Origin of the sequence: Roseovarius lutimaris, from assembly GCF_900115165.1 — a bacterium.
GTDB lineage: Bacteria > Pseudomonadota > Alphaproteobacteria > Rhodobacterales > Rhodobacteraceae > Roseovarius > Roseovarius lutimaris.
Map to the genome: position 1 here is coordinate 28,496 of NZ_FOVP01000023.1, position 23,831 is coordinate 52,326.

The window sequence follows — 23,831 nt, forward strand, 5'->3', positions numbered from 1 at the left end:
CAATATATGCTTAAATCAGGCGATAACTGGCGGTTTTCCGCAGATAACTGTGCTGAAATTGCAACCTACGGATGAAATTCAGGGCGGTTCCCTTGTCGGGAAAGCAGGCGGGCATGCTGGAGGACACGCCCGCCTTTTCAACGCCGAACCGAGGTTAAAAGCGGTAGGTGGCGCGAACCTGAAGGGTTGTGGCCTCAATGTCGGTGCCGGAATTATTGACGCTGTCAAACTCGTGATAGAGTGCTTCGGCACCGATCGAAAACTGATCGCTGATCATGTATTCGTAACCGCCACCGATGAACCAACCATCGTCGCTGCCTGCGGTATCGGTATTGGCAATCGCATAGCCGCCCGTCCCGTAGACCAAGCCCCGGTCGATCTTGTACCCGGCGCGGCCCTTGACGCGAAAGATTTCCTCAATCGAGTTGTTGGGCCCCGCGTCAATATCGGCAAAGTCGTAATCAAGCGCACCACCAAGCACCCACTGGCCGAAATCGTGGTCATACCCGAGGGTGAAGCCGCCCATGATGTCTTCGTCACTGCCAGAGCGGTTGGTATCGACAAAGCCGATGCCCGCCTGCACGCCGCCATAAAAACCGGTCCAGTTGACCGTGCCGCCGAAAGACGGGCGGCTTTGGCTTGATACAGCTGCGGGGGTACCCGCAACACTGGGGGGCGCGAACTGGATCAGGGTTGGTTTTGCAAAAGTCGTCTCGGGCGCGGCAGGGCTGGTTTCAGCCAGAGCAGGGGCGGCGAGCGCCATAAGCCCAGCTGAGATAAGGGAAATCGGTGTTCGCATCGGTTTATCCTTTCGCGACTCTTCCTGTTACGGGGGTCTCATCGTTTCGTGCGTTATGGCGGGCACCCCGACTGGGGCGATGACCATGGGATAAATATCAATCGCAGGTGGTGCCAAGGCAATGAACGTTGCCATCGCGAGGATTCAATAAACAGTGAGGGCGTCGTGTCCGGATCCTGTCATATGAGGAGGCCGTGCCGCGTGCCTCAGAGCACCCCGATATCGGCCAGGGCGGCCGAAAGCTCTGGTGGCAGGGCGTCATCGCTGCTGCGCGCGGCGCTTATGTCAGGCGGGGCATCGGCGCCGGGCAGGTAACGCCAGCCCTGAAACGGGCGTTTCTGGGCGGTGGCGGTACGGATGATCGCAGGGTCCAGAACAATCGCACAGCGCCGGATTCCGTCGCCCCCGATCACCTCATCCAGCCGCAGAATGCTCTGGCGGCATTGCACCAGCCCCTGAATTACCCAATAGATCGAGCCGCCCTGCAAAAGCTCTGCTTCGCGCTTGGGCCACATCCGGGTGACATGACGCGGATGACCATCCGCCCCTTTGGCACGCGGGTTGTCCTGCCAAGCGATCAGATCCTCGACCGACTTGGTGCCCACGCTGAGTTTGATCAGATGCAATGTCATGCGCATTCCCCCGGACTGCGCCATATATCGTAGCGTCCCTGCGGGCAACTGCAAGAGAGGGCGCAGTTGCGTATGGAAATCATTTGGCCGCCGGGCTATGGTGGGTTTCCTCCACGCAAATGGGAATCGCCCGCATGACACGCTTTGCCGCCCCGATCGCCGAACAGATCTGGAATATGAAATACCGTTTCAGGGCGGCGGATGGCGCGGCACATGACCTGACGGTTGAAGACAGCTGGCGGCGCATCGCGCGCGCTTTGGCCGAGGTCGAAGAGGACAAGGCCACGTGGGAAGAGCGGTTTTACGAGGCGCTGGAAGATTTCAAATTCCTGCCGGCCGGGCGGATCACCGCCGGCGCGGGCACCGGGCGCAGGGTGACGATGTTCAACTGTTTCGTCATGGGCACGGTTCCCGACAATATGGGCGGGATTTTCGACAACCTGCGCGAGGCGGCGCTGACCATGCAGCAGGGCGGCGGCATCGGCTATGATTTCAGCACGATCCGCCCCAAGGGCGCCGAGGTGCATGGCGTGTCGGCGGACGCCAGTGGCCCGCTCAGTTTCATGGATGTCTGGGATGCGATGTGCCGCACCATCATGAGCGCCGGAAGCCGTCGTGGCGCGATGATGGCGACGATGCGCTGTGATCATCCCGATATCGAGGAGTTCATCGCCGCCAAATCCGATCCGGCCAGGTTGCGGATGTTCAACCTGTCGGTGCTGATCACCGACCCCTTCATGGCGGCGGTGCGCGCCGATGGCCCCTGGGATCTGGTGTTTGACGGTCGGGTCTATCACACGCTGAATGCGCGCGATCTGTGGAACCGGATCATGCAGGCGACCTATGATTTCGCTGAGCCCGGCGTGATTTTCATCGACCGGATCAATGCCGCCAACAACCTCAATTACTGTGAAACGATTGCCGCGACGAACCCCTGCGGCGAACAACCTCTGCCGCCCTATGGCGCCTGTCTTTTAGGGTCGGTCAACCTTGCAAAACTGGTGAGCGACCCGTTTGAGGCCGCAGCCGCGCTTGACCAAGAGGCGTTGTCGCGGCTGGTGGGCACGGCGGTTCGGATGATGGACAACGTGGTCGATGCCAGCAAATTCCCGCTTGAGGCACAGGCCGCCGAGGCGCGCGCCAAACGCCGGATCGGTCTGGGTGTGACCGGGCTTGCCGATGCGTTGCTGATGGTCGGGCTGCGCTATGGCAGCGACGAGGCGGTGCAGCAAACCGAGGACTGGCTTCATGCGATTGCGCGGGCGGCCTATCTGGCGTCGGTCGATCTCGCAAAAGAAAAAGGCGCCTTCCCGCTATTTGAGCGCGACGCCTACCTTGCCAGCGGCACGATGAAGGCGATGGATGACGACGTGCGCGATTCGGTCGCCAAACACGGCATCCGCAACGCGCTTTTGACTAGCATCGCGCCCACCGGCACCATCAGCCTTTATGCCGGCAATGTCAGCTCGGGGATCGAACCGGTCTTTGCCTATTCCTATACCCGAAAGGTCTTGCAGAAGGACGGCTCGCGCACCGAGGAAGAGGTGGTCGATTACGCGGTCCGCATGTGGCGCGAAAAGTTCGGCGATGCCGCCTTGCCCGAGTATTTCGTCAACGCCCAGACATTGCCGCCCGAGGATCATGTGAAAATGCAGGCGGCCGCCCAGAAATGGGTCGACAGCAGCATTTCCAAGACCATCAACTGCCCCGAAGACATCAGCTTTGAGGCGTTCAAGACCGTCTATATGCAGGCCTGGGATCTGGGCTGTAAGGGCTGCACCACCTATCGGCCGAATGACGTGACCGGCAGCGTTCTAAGCGTGAGCGAGGCCAGCAATGCCGCCCCTGGCGAGACCGCCGCGCAGGTGCCGGGTGGATTGCCGGGCGAGGGCGGTGATGTGATTTACATGTCAGAGCCGCTGGATCGCCCGACCGAATTGGAAGGCGCGACCTACAAGCTTAAATGGCCCGACAGCAATCACGCGATCTATATCACCGTCAACGATATCGTTCTCAACGGCCATCGCCGCCCGTTCGAGGTGTTCATCAACTCCAAGAACATGGAGCATTACGCCTGGACCGTCGCCCTGACACGGATGATCTCGGCGGTGTTCCGGCGCGGCGGCGACGTAAGCTTTGTGGTCGAAGAGCTGAAGGCAGTGTTCGACCCGCGCGGCGGGGCCTGGATGCAGGGCAAATACGTGCCCTCAATTCTGGCGGCAATCGGCGGTATCCTTGAACAGCACATGGTGCAGATCGGCTTTCTTGAGGGCGAGGGCATGGGCCTCAAGACCGACCCGCAGGCGCAGGTGGTCAATCTTGGCGACGCGCCCAAGGGCCCGGCCTGTCCGGCCTGCGGTGAGTTTGGCATGCACATGGTCGAAGGCTGCATGACCTGCGGCAGTTGCGGGCATTCCAAGTGTTCTTAATGAAACGCTAAGTTCAATTAGGTGTTCTGACTACCAATTAGTGGCCACTGGCCGGGCTGAAATAGCCATTTTGCAAGCACAAAAGGTCAATCGGGCGGAAACGCCCGATTTAGCCGCTTTCCCGGCCCATTGAGTGCGAACGAAGGTTCGCCGCTAATCTTGGAGGATATGGGGCTATGATTACAGGGATTCAAATAATTTTTAAAATCTTTTTGCCTGCTGACTTCGCAGACATGCGAGTTTCTGGGCGCGGGCGGTTTCCATGCATTTCGGCGTGATTGAGATGCGATGACCAGGAAAAGGCAAACATCAGAACACGACCGGCATGCATGTTTGCCATGATTGTGTGCATGTAGAGGGGCAGCAATTGATGATAACACCTTGCAGAAACGACAAAGGGCGGCTCGCGCCGCCCTTCGCTATTGAAGTGATTGGTGTTCTACAGAAAACGTGACCTGCGCAATGCATTCTCGATCCGCGCAAAAGCGTTTAGGGCGTCGTGTCGCGAATGGCCGCCGGAATAAGGGCGGCACGCGTGGCGGTTGGCAGGGGTGTTTTCGATATCGTGACCGAGAAAGATGAACGCCTCCTGCGCCGCTGGGGTGGTGAGGTTGGATTGTTCTCTCGGCCAAATGGTTGTGACCTATGCGATCTTATGGTCGAGATTGATAGAGCGCCGCTCGACCCAGAGATTGGCGGTGTTTACCCCGAATTTCTAACAGAATTCGGAGACTGACGTCACAGATGTCCTGTCGCATGTGCCACCGCGCCCGGTTGGGGCGCGGCCTGTTTCGGTAATCATCGCGCGGTGCAGAGCCGCGCGAGCGGTTCGCTCACCCGGGCGCCATGCCGCCAGATCATATCAGACGCCGGAATATTTCGCTCGAGGCTGATGCGGTCGGGCAATGATGGCGCCTGCTCCACCAGAACGCGGTGGATATCGCGAAGCGCGGGCCCTACAAAACCGACATCCGGGAACGGCTGACGAAGTCGCGGTGCAGGTTGCAGAACGCCTCGAATTGGCTCGGGTCATCGAGTGCATCGAGTGCATCGAGTGCATCGAGCAGATCACAGAGGCCTGCGCCTGGCGGCGCAGATGTGCCTCTGTTGCTGCAGCCGCGTCATAATGGGCCTGATTTGTGTCCAGATTGGTGGTGATGAGCAGCATGTTCTCCTTTTCATGCAAGACCGGTGCTGGTGGTGCCGGTTTCATCGGCGTCATGGTCCGTGCATCGTGGGGAAGAGATCGCGAGTGGTTGGCTCCTTTGCCTGGTTTCGCGGGCTGGTAGGGTGCTGGTAACGAGAACATTGGTCGTTTTTCTCGAACACGAAGAAAAAAACCCAGATCGGTCGAGATTTTTTAGGTAAACCGCTGGTGCCACACCCCGACACAGTGTGCACGGCGGTGTGGGGAGTGCGTCAGGCCGCGCGGTCATCTGACGTGGAGATCACTCAGCACCGCGCAATGCGTTATCGAGACCGTCGGCAAGCCGACAAAGCTCGGGTACGATCGGATCGTCGGGATCCAGCGTCACAAAGCATTCGGCATCATCCCAATATTCGTCATAGGCATGGTCGAGAAACAATAGACTACGCAGGTCGAGAAGCAGGCGGCGAAGGCGGCGCGTCAGCGGCCCCGGCTGGTTGAGGCTGTCGCGGATCGCATTGATGAGCCTGGCCCCGCGCCGATCCGCGAGCAAGTCGGCCGCATGGCCGAGCGCCTCGTCGTGGGTCGACAGAAACGCTCGAAGCGCTATTTCGCCGACATCAATGATTTGGACGCTGGCATTCGGGATGATTTTCTTGTGATACATTTTGCCTCCGGTTGGTAAGAAAATGCCAGGTTTCGTCCCGGCGGTCATGGAATTCGGAGGTTCATGTCATCGCCAACCGCTGAGTCTCGCGCCTCACGATGAGGGCGCGCAGATCAGAAGGTGGCGGGGTCTGTCGTGGCTCCTTTCGTCAGCTGTTCTTCTCGATGATTTCGGCTTTCCCGAGTAATATGGGCCGAATGGCGCAACGACGAAACATTTTCTGCAATTTTTTTGGGATAAACCATCAGGAGTTGAGAAACCCCTCATACTGCCAGCGCTATACGTCATATCAATGTGTAGGTTCTGGCAGATGGGCGGTTTGCAGAAATTCTCTGCATATGCACGATCATTGGTTCGTATTGTGAAAAGCCGACATTCACACCCCTGCCTGCGCGGTAGCTCTTGCCTCGCCATGCACCAAGGTCAGCAATGCGCAGGAAGCGGAGTTTGCAAAGTTGCGACGATTTCCCGAAAACCGCCTTTCAGACCAAACGCAGCAAATGCCGGGTGAGAGCCCAGTACTTCGGTTCCAAGCTTCTTAGGGGATGCGACAGTCGCTTGAAACCGCCGCATCCTGCTGTTTCACGAACTGGATCCTGCGCGTCACGAACCAGCGGGCATCCCGGTGTCGCGAACCGCGCGGCGCAGCCAACTCCGCCAGCGGTTGGGCAGAGGATAGAGCTGGCACAAGTCGGACTGCGCCAGATCGGGCCGGGTGTGCACCCATTCGGGCTTGAGCCGGGACAGAGGCACTTCGCGATGCGCTTGGTTCGGAGCGTCCAGCTCGAAGAACTCGATGACCCGCTGATCGGACAGGCTCGGCGGCGTGGCCGTGACGAAGTAGGGCCGGCCGCGCACATACAGCACCTGGGTCAACAGGGCCGACATCATCTCGCGGGACATTGCCGCGATCCGCGGCGGCAATCGGCGCGGCGCCTTCCAGAACTCCTCGAACCGGTCGGCCAACTGCCCATTGCGACGCAACGCGCCTTCGCGGTTGACGATCAGGCCGATCTGCAAAATCTCGACAAGAAGCGCCCCGATCAGGAAGCCAAAGCCGAGCCCATCAAGCTCCTCGCCCTCGGTCAGGCCGATCCGGGCGGCAGCGCTCATCACAAGCACCTCAAGAGCGGCATCAATGCGGGCGTCTTCGACCAGGGGCGGCGTCTTCGGAATTTCGATCGCCTGGGCCAAAAGCGCCTCGGCCGCCGTGACCTGAGCCAGGAAAGCAGGGGTCGGACAAGTATACCGCGTGGCCTTGCCAGGTTCCACAAACCCGTTCGTCAACTCGTCACGGATTTTCGCCAGCGTGGCGCGGATGCGCCCGATCTCGGAAGTCCGCGCCATCCGAACCGCCCCGCGGTAGATCTCATCCACGGCTTCGGGCTTGGCCGAATACAGGTCGACCATCAGATCTTCCGCCTTCTCGGACACCGCCACGGCATCGTCGGCGGCAGTACGCAGCAAACCGGCATGGCGATCGCGCATCCGCGACCGCGGCCCGGGCCGGGCAATCGGCTTGTCCCCTTCACAGGTGCCCCCCCGGGTTTCTTCGGTGTATTTCAACCCGTCCGCTTCACGCGAAAGGCTGCTGACACCGCTCGAAAGGTCGGTGAACCTGCCAGACACGACCTCAAGCGCCTGGACGACAGGTGCGACCGCCTCACGTTGCATCTGCTGGGTCAGCGTCTGCTCGTGCCAGCCGAACACCAGCGTCGTGGCCGACAGGAAAGCCGAGGTCACGCTGGCCGTGCCGCCGATAACCAGGAAGGTCAGCGCAACCAGCCCGATACCGAAGCGGAAGGACTGAGACCACGCCCAGGTGATGACGAACTGGATCAGACCGCCGATCAGCAAACAGGCCAGCAGGTGCATGGTATCGGGTGACGGCAAAAGCCCACCCTGCGGAAGCGCATCCAGCGCCGCCCGCACCATGCTGATGTCCTGGGTCGAAAGCTTCAGCCCGAAACCGGCAATACTGCCGCTCAGGGTGTTGAAGCCGATGATCGGCAACAGGTTGAGTTTACTCATGGACACTTGTTTTCTCCTTAATATCAAACTGTGAGTCAGGTTCCGTTCGAGGCCATTGCCGCAGTGACCGCGGCGGCGTGCCAGGGGGCCATGGCCCAGTGACCCAGGGCATCGCCCAGAGACTGGCTGTTGTCGGTGACCGAGGCGAAGACAAAGCTGGTGAACACCCGCCCGTCGGGCAGGCGGCTGGAAACCGTCGAGGTGCGCACCAGGTTGCGTCCCTTCTCGGTGTGGGTGCCCGACTTTGCCAGCTCGGGGTGGACCCCGAGGGCACGCAGCATCTGGTTTGCGGCTGCCAGCGTGCCTTCGGCCCGCAACGGTGCCCCGAGCAATTCCCGCGCTGCCGCGCGTGTCGTGGCATCAAAGCCCAGGGCATCCAGGTCGACCGGCTCAAGCAGCGGCTGGCCGAGAACCGAAAGGCCCGGGGATGCACCATTCATCAAGGCGTCGAAATAGGTGATCATGTCGGCCGGCGCCGACTGGCGCCCGATCCCATATGCGGCATCAAAGGCCGGCGAGACCACGGTGCCGCCGCGGATATGCAACCCGTTCAGCAGCGCCTTGGTCGACTGCGGATACTGGTGAACCAGCCACTCAAAGGGCGGACTCACCGATTTCCCCAATGCCGTTTCCAGCGGAATCCAATGACCGCCGACGCAGGTCGAACCGCCATTGGGGGCCGAACACAGCCGGCTCACTTCATTCTCGGCAGCCACAAGGGCCAGCATCGCCTTGTTGGTCGAGGCCAGTCCGAACCGCGGCTTCTCGGCGGAATAGCCGCCATTGCCGCTGTCGCGCCGGACCGTCCCGGTAATGGCACCGCGGCGGTTCATGTGGACGGCGCGGATTTTGGGGCCACCCGCCCCATGTTCCACCACAACAACAGCGTGATCGATGCGATGCCCGCAGCGTCCGGTAAAGCAGCTGCCCTTTGGCAAAAGGTGTTCGCCTTCGTGCAAAAGCTTGGCCATGCGCTGGTTCAGACTGGCCTGCGCCCGGGCATAGATGCTGGTGTCCAACACCTCGCCGCTGCTCGGCGCACCGGCCAGTTTCCAGGCGTCTCTCTGCAAAAGCCCCGGATTGATCTCGCCACCGCCGAGGGGCCGGGCCAGCGGCGTGAAGGCGCGCGCCACCGGCAGCCGCAAGGCGTCGATCCGCGCCTGTTCGCGATCCCGGGCCGCCTTCGGCAGGCCGGCATCGATCGACGGCGGATGCTCGCAGATGTCCAACCCGCCGCACAGGCGACGCAATTCCGTCATCGCCGCCGCGATCTCGGCGGCGTTGCGGCCGTGCAACTTGATGCAGCGCACGGTCGAAGGACCCAGATTGGCGGTCCAGCTGCGGGCGGCATTCGGGCTAATCGGGCGGCCTGCGCGTTGCAGATCAACGCTGAACCCCGCGGCGCGGGCAAAACGGCACTGCTCCAGAAGCCCCTGCGGCATCCCCCCGAAAAGCTGCTGCGCGCCAAAGAGCCCGGCCTTGGGATACCCCGCGTTCTTGACCAACGGCATATGGTTGGCAATGAACGCTTCGCGCGTCAGATCATCGGGCAGGTGGGCATGGGCATAACGCATCCCCGCCAACATCAGCACCGGCTTCTGATACCATCGTGCGCCACCGGGCACCCCGGCCAAGGTCTCGAAGGTCGATTGCAGCGGCCCGGTCATACCCCGATCGCCCAAAAGACCCACCATCGAGGCCAGCTTGCGCACCACCCCTTTGGGATCCTGGGCCAGGATCGTGTCCTTGACGCGCCAGGCGCCCTCGATGGTTCCGACCATCTCGACCACCATCGTGCGATCTCGCCCGGCCGGGATCGGAATGGTCAGATGCGACCGGTGCTCGCCACATTCATCGGTACCATGAGCGGGCCAGGCATCGAGGATCGTGCCATCCTCGGCACGCATGGCCACCACCTCGGAACAGCGCAGGTTGCGCTTGGCGGTCTCGATGTAGCCGTTCGACACGTGCCACGCGACCGCCGACACCGGCACCAGCGCCAGCGCCGTGCCCCGCACCAGACCGCGCCGCGTCCAGGTGCCGGGCAAAAGCGCGCCGGCCAGACGCCCCAGCGGCTTGCTCAACGCCAAGCCCAGGCGCACCGGCGAAGGGATCGAGGGCAACGCCATCGGCGGCAAACGCACGCCCTTCGGTTTCCACCCCAGCCCGACTTTGCCGTCCCACTTGGCACGGCGGCGCAGGTAATAGGCCACCGGATCGAGCGAACGGCGTTTCAGAAAGAGCTCGAGATCGGCGTCGGCCCGCGCCATTTCCCTGGCCAGGTCGTCGATCTCCTTGCGCATCGTCTTGTTGTCTGGCTTATCAGTCATGTCCTTGCCCCCTTTCCAGCCAGGATCAACGCCCGAGCCGTAGGATGCGGCGCAGGCGTGCGCGTTCGTTCAGCACCGAGCGCCAGTCCGAGGGCGTCTTCGTCACGATGAGCCGGAAGCGGTGGCCATCGGGGCCCAGCCCGACCAGTTGCGGGTGCCGCTTGCGCCGCGTCAGCAGCGCAACCTGGGTTGCACCGCAGGCCATGGCCTCCTTGATCAGAATCTCGTGGTGATCACGCATCGCGCGGGCCCTCCTGCTTCGGGCCTTTCGGCTGCGGCGGGATCTGGCGGGCCAGGCGGACGGCCGGAATGAGATCGCAATAGGCGTGCAAGAGCGATTGCGAGAAATCCATCTGCGGCGATCGGGCCGCCATTTCGGACAGCTCCGAAATGGCCGGCGATTTTACGTTGAATACAAGCATGAATGCCTCCTCATCTATGGTTTGATGAGGTCAATCTGGCGGCGCGTCATTCACATGCAAATTTTTGTTTTTTCGTGATTTTTCCATGGAAAGCATGTGCTGATTCTCAAGAGAGAAACTGCTCTCGGGGTTTTCTCATGGGAATCCGCGCCGTTCGCGGGAAAAGTCACAGGCGCCCGATCCGGATGTAACAAGGATGTCCGCGATGGCCTTTTTCTCGCCGACCGTCTTGAACGCGAGATCACGGCGACGGCGCCCACCCCACCGCAAGCAGTCCGTGTTGTCGTCCGGTTGCGAAATACTTCCGATGAGCCTGTTGACATACCCGAGTCATCCCGGAAAAGCTGACGCCAAGGAGATGCGGGATTGGTTTCGATTGATGAAAAACACTTAGATTACCCCATGCACAAGCGTCCTGTAGAGGCGTTTTGGCGTAAGGTTTTCCTGATGGCATTCGTTGCGCAATTGCAAGGTCCGGACCCTGTAAGCGTTTCTCGCGTGCGCATCAAAAGAGGCAACGCGAAACACGAGAATGATAAGTTCGCCGACTGTAATCTTCCCCAACGGTTCCAGAACTTTTTCAACATCGCCAAAGCCGACGGCGAAACAGAACCAGAGAATGCGTTGACTGACGCCGATGCGTTGAAAGCGGGCTTTGCAGGTTTGATTGAAAAACTGAAACCCGAAAAGAACATCGAAAAGGATATCTTCAACAAAAGGGCCGTGACATGTCTACTGGGAATGCCTCTAAAAAAACATCTGCCCAGTGCCTATTACAACGAATACCAGGTTTGGAACACATACCTGAAAGGCGGCGTCGGCACAGGTTTGGATGAGGTTTTGGAAGTTCCCGCGAATTTCCTCTACCGAATTGCAGTCGCCTTTGGGTTTTGCCCGCCTCAACCTCTCACGGTTATTGGCGACAACTCTAGTGACAACTGGCTGAAGGAATTGGCCTTCAATCCCGAGAGTTTTGACCAATGGGCAAAAGAGGGCGGAGGCTCGGCGGAAAACAGTCTCGCCTGCAAGTTGTGGCAAGCCTTTGCTGGCACGCACGCAGCTGGAACGAACAGTTGGGGCGAGAGCTTTGACGACTTCTTCGACCGCTGGTGTGACCGTGTATTCAATGATGACGAGAAGCTGCGAGCTGGAGTCCAAGTACTGAATGGGCACCAATTGGTCGTGTTGAGGCAGTACAAGAAGCCGAAAGATGACAAAACCTCGGAAGAGCAGAATGCCGCTTCAAAGACGCCCGCTAAGTCGACCAACGCGCGCGCGGAGACGAAAGAAGAGTTCTGTCTGATCAACGGCAGTACCGAGTTTTCCCTGACCATGACCGGTAACAATAACATCAATCTCGAGGCGACCCTGCATGATAACTGGGACGAGTTGGCCTTTACCGGGTTTGAGATGGTGGCAACGTCCACTGATCTCGACGCCCTAGAGCATGTGGACAACGATACTTTCAACACCGTCGAAGGCGGCAAAGCCATGGTTCGGCACAAGTCTGACACGACGATGCGTTGCGTTGTCGTAACTTACACGAACAACAGCGGCATATCTGATGGTCAGGTGTTCGAGACCGACCCCTGCACAATCCTGCGCGCAACTGCGAGCGAAAATGCGGGCTACGTCATCGACTATACGGTCTCGGTACCAAACCGTCGAATCGTGGGAAAGCCTCAGACTGGCTCCAACGCGCCTCCAGACTTCCCTCTGGCTCGAATCAGAGACATCCTGAGCAAACACGATCGCTTCACTGGTCTGAGCATCAATGCAAAAGAAGACTTGCCGAATCCCATCCCGCTCTACGAAGGGCGATACATCCATGAGGCGGAAGATAAGTGACCGATCAGCGTCGACCTGACAATTGGCCCAGGCGCCCTCCTCTTTCGCCCAAGGAGCGCCAAGAGTTGCAAGATTTGATCGCGGCGGCCGAAAGCAATGACGTCGTCGAGGTTCTGGGCAAGGACCGGGATATCCTTTCGACCCTGTTTCGCCACGAATGGCTGGCCAATGTGTGTTTCGATGGTCAATCTTGGCGCGGCACCGATTTCACCGGGGCCGATTTGGCGGGCAGCACCTTTCACGGCGCCCGGATCAAGGGGGCGCGTTTCGATTTTGCTCTGATCGACCGCTGTCAGCTACTGGCGGCTGAAGACTGGGCGGCACATGTTGTCGAAGAACTGGACCGGATTCCGCTGCTCCCCGATTTCGTGCCCCACCCCGAACCGGGGCGACGGATGAGCGAGCGCGCCTATGCGCCCGAACTGGTTATGTTGCCGCCCCTTCAGGACACCTCTGCACCAACCCGTTCCGATCAGGTAGAGGCGTGGCGCGACGGACGGCTGGCGGTTGCCGTCACGTGCGTGCGCCAGGATGAGTGGGAATGGTCGCAGTATGACCGGACCCGTCGCGTCCCTTTGACCAGCGGTCGCACCAATGCGTGGTGTGTCGGATCTTTGCAGCAGGCCAAGGATTATGTGAAATGGCTGTCGCTTCGCACGGGTGGGCAATATGAAGTCATGGACCGCACGCTCTATGACGAGTTGACGACGCGGGAAGCCGGACAACCGGACAAGATCACCGGCAAGCGTGACAGCCCCGCCGCCTATGACGACCCGCTACATGGCAAAAGCTCCAGGGCTTCGCAAACGGGGTTGATCGATCTGGTGGGCAATCTGCGGCAAATCGCAAGACGGCCGAAGGCGGCCTGGCAACTTGTCGGCGGATCACACAAATACCCACCAGGGCGATGTACGCGCAACAGCCACTGGACGGTGCAGGAACAGGACCGGGGAACGGATTGGGGGTTGCGTGTTGTGCGCGTTTTTTCACCTCAAGAACAGGGCTTCAGTTGAATGGCAATTGACGTGCAACCGCATCCGGATTGGCTGAACCTGGAAACCGAGGTCGCAGAACCTTTTGGCTGGTCCCATCTGTCGGCTCCGCCCGGCCAAGGGAAAAGCACGTTCTGCCGGTGGCTTGCCAGCCGGACGGCCGGAAACCGCGCTATTCTGCTCCTTGATTTTGCGCAGACGTCCGAGAATACCCCGGGTACGATCTTTCAAACCGTTCTTCAGCGCGCCTTGACAGAACATGGCATCGAAGTTGCAGAAGCGGAACGGCTTTTTGAGCAGGAAAGGATCGGCGACCAGGTCACGATGGCCTGGGTCTGCCTGGAGGCAGCTGCGCACACCCTTGCCGCACAGGGCACGCGTCCGCTGGTCTTGCTCGACGGGATCGACACGTTGTTGGTCACATCCGAAGCTCGCCTGCCACTGCTCGACAGGCTCAAGGCTCATTCTCAGGGGGCAGCACCTGCATTTGACATTCTGACAACATCCATCTTGTCGCTTCGAAGCCTGAAGGAACGCTTTTTGGTTTCTGGGCTCAGTCAAGCGGTTGAGCACCGGTTTCGCCTTCTGGACAAAAACGATGTCGCGTTCGTGCAAGATGCCTTGGGCGGAGCCACCTTCAAGAAAAAGGTCTGCCGGAAACTGATCAAGGATGCCAGTGGCAATATCGCCGTTATTCGCATGGCGCTGGACCGGTTCTCGACCATGGGAACAGACCAGGACTACGATGATTTGAAACAGGATCTGTTCCTGGATTTATCGGATGACCCGGAGTTCGAAAACACCATTCTCGGCGAAATCAAAAGGACACCACATACGGCAGACCAGGCCGTGCATGTGCGCGATCTGGTCCAGATTCTGCAAGAGTTGAAGCGGGACAGAGGGAAACGCAAAGCACCTTTACCGCCGAAAAAGGCCTTCCTTGCTGAAGACCACGGCTGGACCAGCACTCCTGAAACGTCACCTGGCCGGTTGTCGGCTTTTTTCTACCAGGCAACCGACCTGAATGCTCTGGAAGCCAAAGCCGCCGATCTGGACGAGTTGGCAAGAAAACTGGAACGTGAAGAAGCCGAGGACGCGAAAAGCAGTGATCCTACGCGCCAAAGGCTGCGCAAGGCCATTCATAGGGAATTCTGCCAGAGCGAGGCAGGCGTTGCGTTGAACGCGACTTTGGATCGAAAGAACGAACGCTGCGTGGTTCGTGACCGCCACTACATTTTCCACCTCGAGCGCGAGAAACCAATGGAGGATATGGCGCACGAGGTTGCCAAGGAAAAGTTCATGATCAAGGTGTTCCCCAACCTTCCAAAGGGCTCCGGTGATCTTCTTGAAGTGGAGCTGTTCCTGCTTCGGCAACTGTCCGATCAGAAACAACCCGGGTTGCCTCGATTTGATACCGGGGGACGCCTCGACATGATCGACCTCGGAGAGGAAGAGGTCGGGTTCATCTTGATGCGCGTCAACGGCACGGCATTGACGGATGATGACATCCTGCCGCCGCAAAAGCTCGCCGCCGCTTTCCAAAGCGAAGCGGAAAACGCACCGATAATGAAGTTGATCGATGAGCTTTTGCCCCTAGCTCAGGCACTCGACAAACTGCACACTCTCGGGATCTTTCACCGCCGGCTTATCCTGTCCAATATCCTGAAGGACGACGCAGTTGACGATGCCACCGGCACAAGGATGCAAAAGTTCCTTCTGACCGGTTTCGAGTTCGCCCAGTACATCCATTCGTTCGGTGATGTCACCTTGCCGTTGGATGAACATTTGGCAGAGGGAATGTCCGAGGTAATGCGCGCGCGCCTTGACCGCGTTTGCAGCCCGCCGGAATTTTGGTCGAATGCCGAGACCGACCCGGCGGTTCCAAACACTGTTCCGCTGGCGATGTCCGATGTGTTTGGCCTGGCGATGGTCTTCAGCCTGATGTCGCACGGTCGCCCGAACGACAACAACCTTGCAAGACTGCTCGATGCAACGAAGCCCGAAGAGCAACTGCATGAGTTCGAGGCACTGCTGGAACAGTATCGCCAGGATATCTCGGAGAATGACGCATTGCCCTTCGATTTGCGATCAATCCTGATCGAGGGCCTGGCGAGCGACGCCAGAAAACGACCGTCGTCGCGAAGATTTGCGCGCGTATTGAGCGACCTTCAGGCCGCACTGCAAGCGCAAGCACGCATCGACGAAAAGAAAGAGTTTCTGATCACGTTCCACGAGGCGGACACGGCGCGCGAACTTCAAAAATCCCACCTGATCCCTTCGGTATCGGACCCTAATTCCGGGGATGCAAAGGACTGGGCCCGTGACCTGGTCACAACCCATTTCAGCTCGGCAACCCATATCGTATTTGACGCTGACGGCTACAGCCGCTTTGTCCACGAAAGGCACCAGACAGGCAAAGAAAAGGACGCAAACATCGTGGTGCTGGGCAAATCGCTTGCGGCCTTCTGCACCTTTTTCCGGGACAAGCCGCGCGGCCGCGAGCCCGCCACCTTCGACTGGGCCCTTTCCGTGCGTCGTTTTGTGCGTCGCAGCGCCTTTGGCGAGGTATTGTTGGCCCGAAACAACGTGCGCTTTCCGAACACCCGGGTCAAGATTCTGGGCGAAAGCGAAGAGGAATTCAAAGACCTGAAAAGCCGTCGGAGCGCTGGTTCTTTCAAGCCATGGACGCCCATGGTGCAGGCTGCAAACCGACAGTCGGATGTCATCAATGAACGTTCCAAAGCCCATGCGTCCTGGACATTCGCCAACACAGTTCAAGCCACGATCGAAGAACTCAGCTTTCCCGTCGAGGTCATATCCCGCGACCACGGCGAAGTTACCTTGGATCTCAATGCAACCCAATTTTCTCGTGAACGGGAGAATGATCGATACCTGAACTTGGTTTTTCGCGATTCTGGGGCACCCTCGCAGCAGGCGTTTTTCTCGAGAACGATCGAAACCTGGCTCGAAGGCGACGGCGACACTTCCGGCCAAGCCTATTTCATCCCCGAGTTCGACGAGACCAAAGACAAGAAAAGCGGTACCAGGATCCCCCTGACGATCTCCACGCTCGGCCACGGGCGCCTTATCGTTAAATCCCACCCACGCCTTTTCGGGTGTGGAAAGATGGTGTTCTCCGATGCGATGAAGCTTCGCGGTGAACGGAACACAAAATCCGCGGTCACCAGAGACGTGCTCCTGTCAGAAAGACTGTTCCCGCAACTGGCCGCACCGCACCCGCGGATGATCATTTCGCGCGTTCTCAAAGATCGTTTGAAGAATGACCTGCCTCAGGGGCGTTCAGCTGAAATCGTCGAGAACATGCTCAATGCCGAGCCGTTTTTCGCACTGCAGGGCCCACCCGGAACCGGCAAGACGACGGCCCTGGAAGCATATGTGAGGCTTAGCCTCGAGCTTGCCCCGCTGTCCCGGCTACTGATCACGTCTCAATCACATGCAGCTGTCGATGTGGTTCTGGAGAAAGTCGTCAAGAGACTGGAGGAAGAGGAAAACCCCCCCGTGATCGCCAGGGTCGTGCCCGTGCACAGACCTGAGCGTTTGTCTCCCAAGGCACGCGAATATGATCTGGACGACGTCGTTTTCCGCCGCGCAAACGAGATGAGCAACAACGCCTGGCTCTCGGCACAGTCGGCAGACATCGACGCAGTCGGCGTTGCATGGCAAAGGATTGCCGGACTAAAGGCCACGGCCTTTTCGGAAATCGACCAGCGTCTTCGCGCCAGCGTGTCTCTTGTTTTTTGCACCACTTCGGCTTCACGCCGCCATCTGACCAAGGTTCGCAGGGACGGCGACCCCAGGTTTTCCTTCGATGTGGCGATTGTCGAAGAAGCAGCAAAAGCCAGTGCCTCTGACCTGATGATCCCATTGGTCCAGGCACCGCGCCAGATTCTCATCGGCGACCACAAGCAGCTGCCCGCCTTTGAAGCCCAGAAACTCATTTCACTTGCGAAGATGGCGCGCAAAACCAACGAAGAAGAAAGACTTTCGACCGGGGCTGAAGACATTTCCTTTTCGGAAATGAGCAGGGATCTGGAAAGAAAAATGGAGTGGTTCAGCCCATTCAAACGCATGTTCGAGCAACGAAAGGCGCTGAAAAAGGACGGGAGATGGAAGAAAGAGAATGACAAGGTCATCGACACGCTGGATATCCAATTCCGGTCGCACGAAGACATTGGCAGACTTGTCAGCCAGACCTTCTATGACAATGAGATCAAGAACGGGGTCTGGGACGAGACCCAGCACCCGCCGCCCTTGAAACTGCAACGTATCGGTGTGGCCGACAAGGCAATCACCTGGATCGACACCAGCGATACAGAAAAGGGCGAATTCGTCGAACGCGACGACGGGAACAAACAGCTGTACAACCTCGGCGAAGCGAAAGTGATTGCCCGCCTGATTGAACGGGCCGGGTTGGACATGGACGACCGAAAAGACAACGCGCTGCGAGAACGCGCCCTGTTCCTGTCCCCTTATCGCAGGCAGTTGGAGGCAATCCGGGAACAGCTGCGTGACAACTGCGCCGTTGAAATCGGCGGACGCGTCGTAAACGGCCGGGAAACCCGAATCAGACATCGCCTGGACCAAATCGTCACCTCGATCGACGCGTCACAGGGTTCCGAAGCGGAACTGGTTGTGGTTTCTCTGGTGCGCGCCAGCGAAGTTGCCGGCGATCAACCGGACCCAAGAGATGCCAGCCCCTTTGACTGGGAACGCGCCTTGCGGCGCAATTTCGGCTTTCTGATCGAGCCAGAGCGCATAAACGTGATGCTGTCCAGGGCGCGAACCCAGATCGTCATTGTCGGCAACCTGGACCATTTCCAGTTGTTGGACAAATGGGTTCGGGCATGGGCAGAAACCCATAACTCCTACTATCCGGCCGGGGATCCCCGACGCGACATGATGGACCAGATCCGAACGACACACGGGTTTTGGGGCAAGATGATCGCAAGCATCCACGATGTCGGACAGATCATCCCGGCCGGCAAAGTGATGGAACAATGACTGAAGCAATCTTTGTCTGCCTGCCCTATATTCCGTTTGACGTACAGGTGTACCCTTTCGGCGACGACACCCCGAGCGAGATCGAAAGAGCAATGCTCGGTTTCATCGCCGCACATGAGCCCGAAGGCGTAAGCATCCGCGCCTTCGATGATGCACTGCATCTGGGAAAACTCGCGACAGCCAACCTGCTGAATGGATTGTGGCGTCGGGCCCTGGTGCAGATGACGCGATCGCCCAGTCGTATCATCCTGGACGATCGCGCAAAGCAGCATCAAGACAACGATTTTCAGAATCTGGGCGCCCCGAGTGAGCCGATCAAGTTCCGGTTGGGATTCGACCTTTTACAGGGGCAGGTGATAAATCCGTTCAGTATCGATGCCGAAGAACCCAGGATCGACTACTCTGTCCTGCCAACGAACCCAGATGACCCCTTCAACCCGTACCCGTTTCCGCTGAACGGCTTTGAAACCCTGCCCGAACACGAACTCCTTCGCGCATTGAATACCGTTCCGGCGTTTCGCGAAGCCCGTGAAACGTGGTCGAATTCCAAGCTTGCGCCCGACACGCCCAACCACACGCTGACCCTGGACAACGTGGCCTATTTTCGCGGGTATTTCAGGGTTAGGCGGGCCCTGGATGATCAGTTGGTGTTCACGCCATCGGCGCAGAACGCCCATCTCAACTCGGTCCTCGAAAAAATCGGTGAATACCTTCCCAAGGAACCTGCAGCGCCCGGCGAGATGTTGTACGCCAACCTTGTTCGCAAGGCCAGTCGCACGGGAAGCCAACTGTCCGAGGCCCGCGATCCGATGTCGAAGCTGCGCAGGCAACAGGCGCGATTGGCCGTGATCGCCGAAGACCCGATGCGTTTCCCGGACGAGTTCAAAACCGTTTGGGCATCCGCCAAGGCCGGGCTGGACGAACTCATCTCGATCGAGCGTGAGCACGAAAACGCCCCCGTGAAAGTGACCTATATCCCCAAGGGTGCTGTCACCAACAGGTTCACATCCCTTCTCAAGGGGAAAGGAAAGCGGCTGATCCTGGCCTCCCGTTCGACCTTCCAGTTGGAACATCCCCAAAAGAACGATCTCCTGAAATCGCTGGTTTCAGGCTTGTCCGGATCACAGCCGAGAATTCAGCAAGCCTTTCTTCAATGGGTGGCGTTCGGCCACAGGGAAGATACCCAGGCTTCAAACCGCAAGGATCGCGCACGTCGGATAATCGACACGGTCAGCCGGCCAATCGATGCCAGTTCTTCCGGCGCCAGCGCAATGACCACCAGACGGTTCTGGCATTTCGGAACGGGCAACCGGGCCAAGCATACAGGGGCGTCACTGGCCATGCTCGACGATCAATGGCTGCTATTGGCAAGCGCGTCTCTCCTGGGTGATACGGTCGATCAGGCAACGGGTCTCCTGGTCGAACCGCAACCAGGGTCTGATCGCCCGGGTTACCATCCTTTGGCCCGTGCGACGGCCGATCGTTTGAGCGCCACCTTTGCCATGGGTCGCCTTTTGGGCGATGGGCCGGTGCGTCGAAAAACCGTGTCACCGGTCCAGAAAAGACTCGACCTTTTGCAGGCAATCTCAGACGAGCTGGCCGAAACCCTCTCGGTCGACAACGGCGCGGTGGCAGGAGAAGGCACCACAGTGTCGCTTGACGATGAATCAAGTCTCCTGGCGCAGGTTCAAACGCAAAAACTCTACTCCGAAAGCCTTGGGGCCGCGCTTGAGAGACTCTCGGAGTTCAGACGCTCCGGCCCGCTGGTCGCGCGGCCGATCTTTGATGCCGACATCTTCATGACGGCACGAAACCTGATCTTGTCCGCCGAAATCGACAGCACCGTCACCGTTTGTATCTCGGTAGGACCGCAACGACTGCGCAATCGTCCCGAGTTTTTCGAGTTTCACCCTACAATTGACCCGATGTTCCCAGACGCTCTTTCATCGTTCCTGGAACACTCGCCTCAGAACCGGGTGAACCTTGTCATGATGGATTCGACCAAAGCAGATGAACGACAATACCAATCCCACCTGAACCAGCTCGAGAAACTCGCCGAAATGTCTGGCGGACGCTTGAAGCTGTTCTATCCAACACAGCACGAACTGAACAGCACGACCGGGTTGTCCTTTGTTGTGACCCCCGAGGAGACCCTCATCGCGTCGGGTGGCATCGTCGGGCATAGGCGAGGCAGCGCAGCCCAAGGATCGACGCTTCACGTTGCCATTCTGTTGCGCGGGCAAGGCCACGCTGCGTCCGCTACTCAACAAGTTGCCGCCCATGTGCCCGGCCTTGAAATCGTGCTTTCCGAGACACCTAATACGCCCACAACGACAAGCACCAAGGGCCGCAAACTCTATCTACGGTGGAACGAAGAAACACGTGACCGGCACTGCTCTGATATTGGCGTTTCGGTGCTGGCCGGCGAAGCGGACGGCTTCGATGCCGCGACGCTTCAGGAAATCGCCGATGCGATCGCCGACCCGCAGTTCCAGCGGGCGATAGCCAAACGGCTGGCCCGGGCCCCTGGACCGGAAACACCCGAAGGCAACGCCGCCTTGCGATCGCTGTTCCGAAAGGCCGAGGCGGAAGGCGATCTTGCCGCGTTGGCCGGTTTCGCGGACTACGCCGAAAATGACCACCCAATGCACCTGCCGCCCCTGCGCGAAGCGGTCATCAGGTACCTGAAAGAAGAAGGCAACTCGTTCCCACAGAAACCCGCGGATTATCTGGCGCACGCACGGCAAAAGGAAATGTCTGCGCTTATGGTTCTCGCTTGGCTGAAAAAGCCGACCTGGGTCACCAACGCGCTTGTCCAGGCTTCTGCCGAAACGATCCAAGACCGATCTGATGAAACGCCAACCGGCCTGGATGCGATCCTGAAGGTTCTGACCAAGCGCGCGCGGGCGGGAGAAAACGATTTGCCCGACTTTGCGAAACTGGCGGACAAGGCAAGAACCGCGGAAACGGATACGCGGCAGGAAGACTACGAAAAGCTCGCCAAGCTCTTTGCGCGGATCACCCGAAAGGATTACGGCACAGGTAGCGCCGCGCATATACGCGACCTTGCTTTCTGGGAAGACGAGGCTTCGGAATTCTTCAAGCTTCGCGGCACACTGAGCAACACCAGTTTGACACAACGCCAAAAGGCAGCCGCTTTCGACCGGATTTTGCGGGCGTCGGTTAAGAATCCTGCCAGTGCCCTGCGCAGCAAGGGCGCGGCCACCGAAACCGGGCGGGAAAAGGTTCTACAGTTCGACGCCGCCAACCGCGCCCGAAGACCGGACCCGGAACTTGTGGGCAGGCGGCGCAATGCCATGGCGAATGACTGGACGCTGCTTCTAGCTGAATCCTGGCAATGGGCGCGCAGCTGGATGGAAACCGCAGAGGAAGGCCAGTCGCCCACAGACGGGGAATTGTATTCAGTGGCAATTGCCTGGCTCGATGCGTTCGACCCGAAAGCGCAAACCAACGCTGTCTGCCTGCAGCGGGTATTGCATTCCCGGTTGAGCGTCCTGGTGGGACGAGACGCGCCCCTTGCTGACGAATCCTCCTATTGGCGCTACCCGACGGCATTCGACAGCTCCGTTTTCAGCGAGGGAACGGTGAACTGGGTCAAATTCATGCAGGCACTCCTTTCGCAAGAATGGCCGCAGACGCCATTGCCAATCGACGAATGCTTTGAAGCGCAGCTTGCCGAATTCCGCTACATGCGCTGCAAGCGAATGCTGGACCATCCGCCATCGAATATGGACAGCGAAGAGGCCGGGCATCTTTTGCGAAAACTCGTGCAGACCGTGCGGAACGAGAAGAAGCGCCTGGTGACCGATCTGGATGCGCTCGAGCGATCCCTGGCAGAGCTGGGCGGGTATCTGTCTGCGGAAAACCAGGAAAACGCGGCCATGCTGCGTCAGGAAGTCAATGACGATGAAATCAATTTCGAGGGTGCGGAAACGCTGCGGGTGTATTTCAAAGAAATTCAGCAAGAGGTGACGAAAAAGCGGGAAGAGCTGAAAGAGACACTTAACCGGGAAATCGCTCATCTACCCGGGGCCTTCAAGTCGGCGGCCGAGCGGCTTTTTGACCAGCGCGACTTCAGTGCGGTTCGCGCCCTGATCGATCTGGGCTGGACCACGGTGCCGCCCTGGCCCCCGAATACAGCTTCTCTCGATCTCTTCAACCAATTGCTAAGGGCGAAAATCAAGGGAGAGGATATCGATTTCAGCTTGCAAACCCTGCTTGACGACAGAACCTTCGTTTCCATCAAGGACGCATTTCTGCCAGTTCTTACGGCAGCAGCTGTCATTACGCCGAGCGACGCGGAAACCTTTGCCCGTCTGGTCGCCGGGTGGTTCGGACGCGATGGTCCGGCCGATATGGCTAGGGCTGTTCAGCAACATCTCGGTCTGGTCCATGAACCCATGGTCGCATGCAAACGAAGCATGGATGATGACGAAGCCCCGGCAATACTGCACAACCCAGGTGAAGGCAGCGTCGATCTTGCCGTGGTTCCCTTTCTGAGCCGCCGATACGTGGCACCCGAGGCCATCACCGTCACGATGGAAGACATCGTTCAAGCCCTTGAATTGGACGAAGCGAAGCGGCGGGAGTTTCTCCTGGACCGGATCGACAAGCGATTGAGTTTTTCCAAGCTTTATTCTGCCAGTCAAAAGGTTACCGAACCCAATTGGTCGCAGGAATTCGGATCCCACGATTCAATGGAAAGCGCAGCAAAAGCTGTTCTCGACGCCGCGGCCCGCTTTGGATGTTCTCTATGCTATCAAAGAAACCCGTCACAGGAAACGAGCCCCAATATAAACGCGCTGGTCGGCCTGTGCAGCATTTTGTCATACTGGCATGCGGCGTCGCAAACGTGCGCTGGCAAAGACGAAGCCAGACTGGGTTCGGTTTTGGCAAAATGTTTCCAAAGCACCAAAGGAGCGAGAGTTTTTGAGGCATGCACTCTTAACTAGCGTGCCAAATGAAGAACGAATTCTCTGCCATTAGCGGAACTCATTTTTCGACGGGCTCTTCCAACACAGTCTGGTTTTCGTATTGCATTGGTTGGTTGATATCTATCGCTCCGCCATTTGGTGTCATGACCATTTTCGCTGGCTCTGGCGTTAGCATGCAGGTCACGAAATGCAACCTTTCAGACATCGAGCTAGGTGGCAGCGAACTCAGAGCTATGCGGGAATTTGGGTGATGGCGTGATTTGAAGGGCGGCGTATCGTGGCAGGTGATCAAGCCAGCCAGAACCTCACGAGGAGCGATACGCCATGAATGAAGATACAACTATCCTGCCTTTTCGCCAATCAGAAACGATCTTGGATCCGCTGACAGAGCTTGCCCGTGAAGGCGCGCGCCGGATGTTGGCGGAAGCGCTGAAAGCCGAAGCTGATGCGTTTGTCGCCAGTTTTGCTGAAGAGCAGCTGGAGGATGGCCGCCAGCGGATTGTGCGGCACGGATTTGGCCCTGAACGGCAGATCCAGACAGGGATTGGCGCTCTGGA

General features: G+C 58.8%; 12 protein-coding genes and 1 pseudogene. 6 read left to right on the forward strand and 7 right to left on the reverse strand.

The genetic code is table 11. The features are described from left to right. Nucleotides 1-154: 154 nt before the first annotated feature. Together BMZ91_RS17700 and BMZ91_RS17705 are read right to left on the reverse strand one after the other, a co-directional pair. The gene (locus BMZ91_RS17700; protein ID WP_092841690.1) at nt 155-799 is read right to left on the reverse strand and encodes an outer membrane protein; all 645 of its coding nucleotides are present in this window, start codon (nt 797-799) and stop codon (nt 155-157) included. Nucleotides 800-1,005: 206 nt separating this feature from the next. Continuing rightward, nucleotides 1,006-1,431, reverse strand: a complete 426-nt coding sequence (locus BMZ91_RS17705; RefSeq protein WP_092841716.1) for a DUF1489 family protein — start codon at nt 1,429-1,431, stop codon at nt 1,006-1,008. A 134-nt stretch (nt 1,432-1,565) separates the two neighbouring features. Here BMZ91_RS17705 and BMZ91_RS17710 point away from each other — a divergent pair, with 134 nt between their 5' ends. Further along, nucleotides 1,566-3,860 carry an adenosylcobalamin-dependent ribonucleoside-diphosphate reductase gene (locus BMZ91_RS17710; RefSeq protein WP_092841718.1) on the forward strand — a complete coding sequence of 765 codons (2,295 nt, stop codon included), beginning with the start codon at nt 1,566-1,568 and terminating at the stop codon, nt 3,858-3,860. 1,448 nt (nt 3,861-5,308) lie between these two features. Here BMZ91_RS17710 and BMZ91_RS17715 read toward each other — a convergent pair. The 5 genes from BMZ91_RS17715 to BMZ91_RS17735 form a co-directional block, all read right to left on the reverse strand. Beyond that, a complete protein-coding gene (locus BMZ91_RS17715; RefSeq protein WP_092841692.1) occupies nt 5,309-5,674 on the reverse strand; it encodes a hypothetical protein in 366 nt (121 codons plus the stop codon). A gap of 603 nt (nt 5,675-6,277) precedes the next feature. Continuing rightward, entirely contained in the window at nt 6,278-7,711 is a 1,434-nt protein-coding gene (locus BMZ91_RS17720) for a hypothetical protein (protein ID WP_177193906.1), read from the reverse strand. A 29-nt stretch (nt 7,712-7,740) separates the two neighbouring features. Next, nucleotides 7,741-10,035 (reverse strand): hypothetical protein, encoded by a 2,295-nt coding sequence (locus BMZ91_RS17725; RefSeq protein WP_092841696.1) that lies wholly within the window; start codon nt 10,033-10,035, stop codon nt 7,741-7,743. A 25-nt stretch (nt 10,036-10,060) separates the two neighbouring features. Further along, complete coding sequence (locus tag BMZ91_RS17730; protein ID WP_092841698.1) at nt 10,061-10,276, reverse strand: hypothetical protein; 216 nt, start codon at nt 10,274-10,276, stop codon at nt 10,061-10,063. Next, complete coding sequence (locus BMZ91_RS17735; protein ID WP_092841700.1) at nt 10,269-10,457, reverse strand: hypothetical protein; 189 nt, start codon at nt 10,455-10,457, stop codon at nt 10,269-10,271. The genes BMZ91_RS17730 and BMZ91_RS17735 overlap by 8 nt, the downstream gene beginning before the upstream one ends. Nucleotides 10,458-10,823: 366 nt before the next feature. Between BMZ91_RS17735 and BMZ91_RS17740 the strand changes: the two genes are divergently transcribed. From BMZ91_RS17740 to BMZ91_RS17760, 5 genes and pseudogenes are all read left to right on the forward strand, one after another. Beyond that, complete coding sequence (locus BMZ91_RS17740) at nt 10,824-12,305, forward strand: hypothetical protein (protein WP_143076386.1); 1,482 nt, start codon at nt 10,824-10,826, stop codon at nt 12,303-12,305. Nucleotides 12,306-12,370: 65 nt separating this feature from the next. Further along, the gene (locus tag BMZ91_RS17745) at nt 12,371-13,318 is read left to right on the forward strand and encodes a pentapeptide repeat-containing protein (protein WP_177193907.1); all 948 of its coding nucleotides are present in this window, start codon (nt 12,371-12,373) and stop codon (nt 13,316-13,318) included. Next, a complete protein-coding gene (locus tag BMZ91_RS17750; protein WP_092841706.1) occupies nt 13,319-18,319 on the forward strand; it encodes an AAA domain-containing protein in 5,001 nt (1,666 codons plus the stop codon). After that, nucleotides 18,316-23,292: a hypothetical protein gene (locus BMZ91_RS17755; protein ID WP_092841708.1), complete on the forward strand. Its 4,977-nt coding sequence runs from the start codon at nt 18,316-18,318 to the stop codon at nt 23,290-23,292. The genes BMZ91_RS17750 and BMZ91_RS17755 overlap by 4 nt, the downstream gene beginning before the upstream one ends. Before the next feature lie 306 nt (nt 23,293-23,598). Continuing rightward, a pseudogene (locus tag BMZ91_RS17760) lies at nt 23,599-23,831 on the forward strand (IS256 family transposase); the annotation flags it as partial.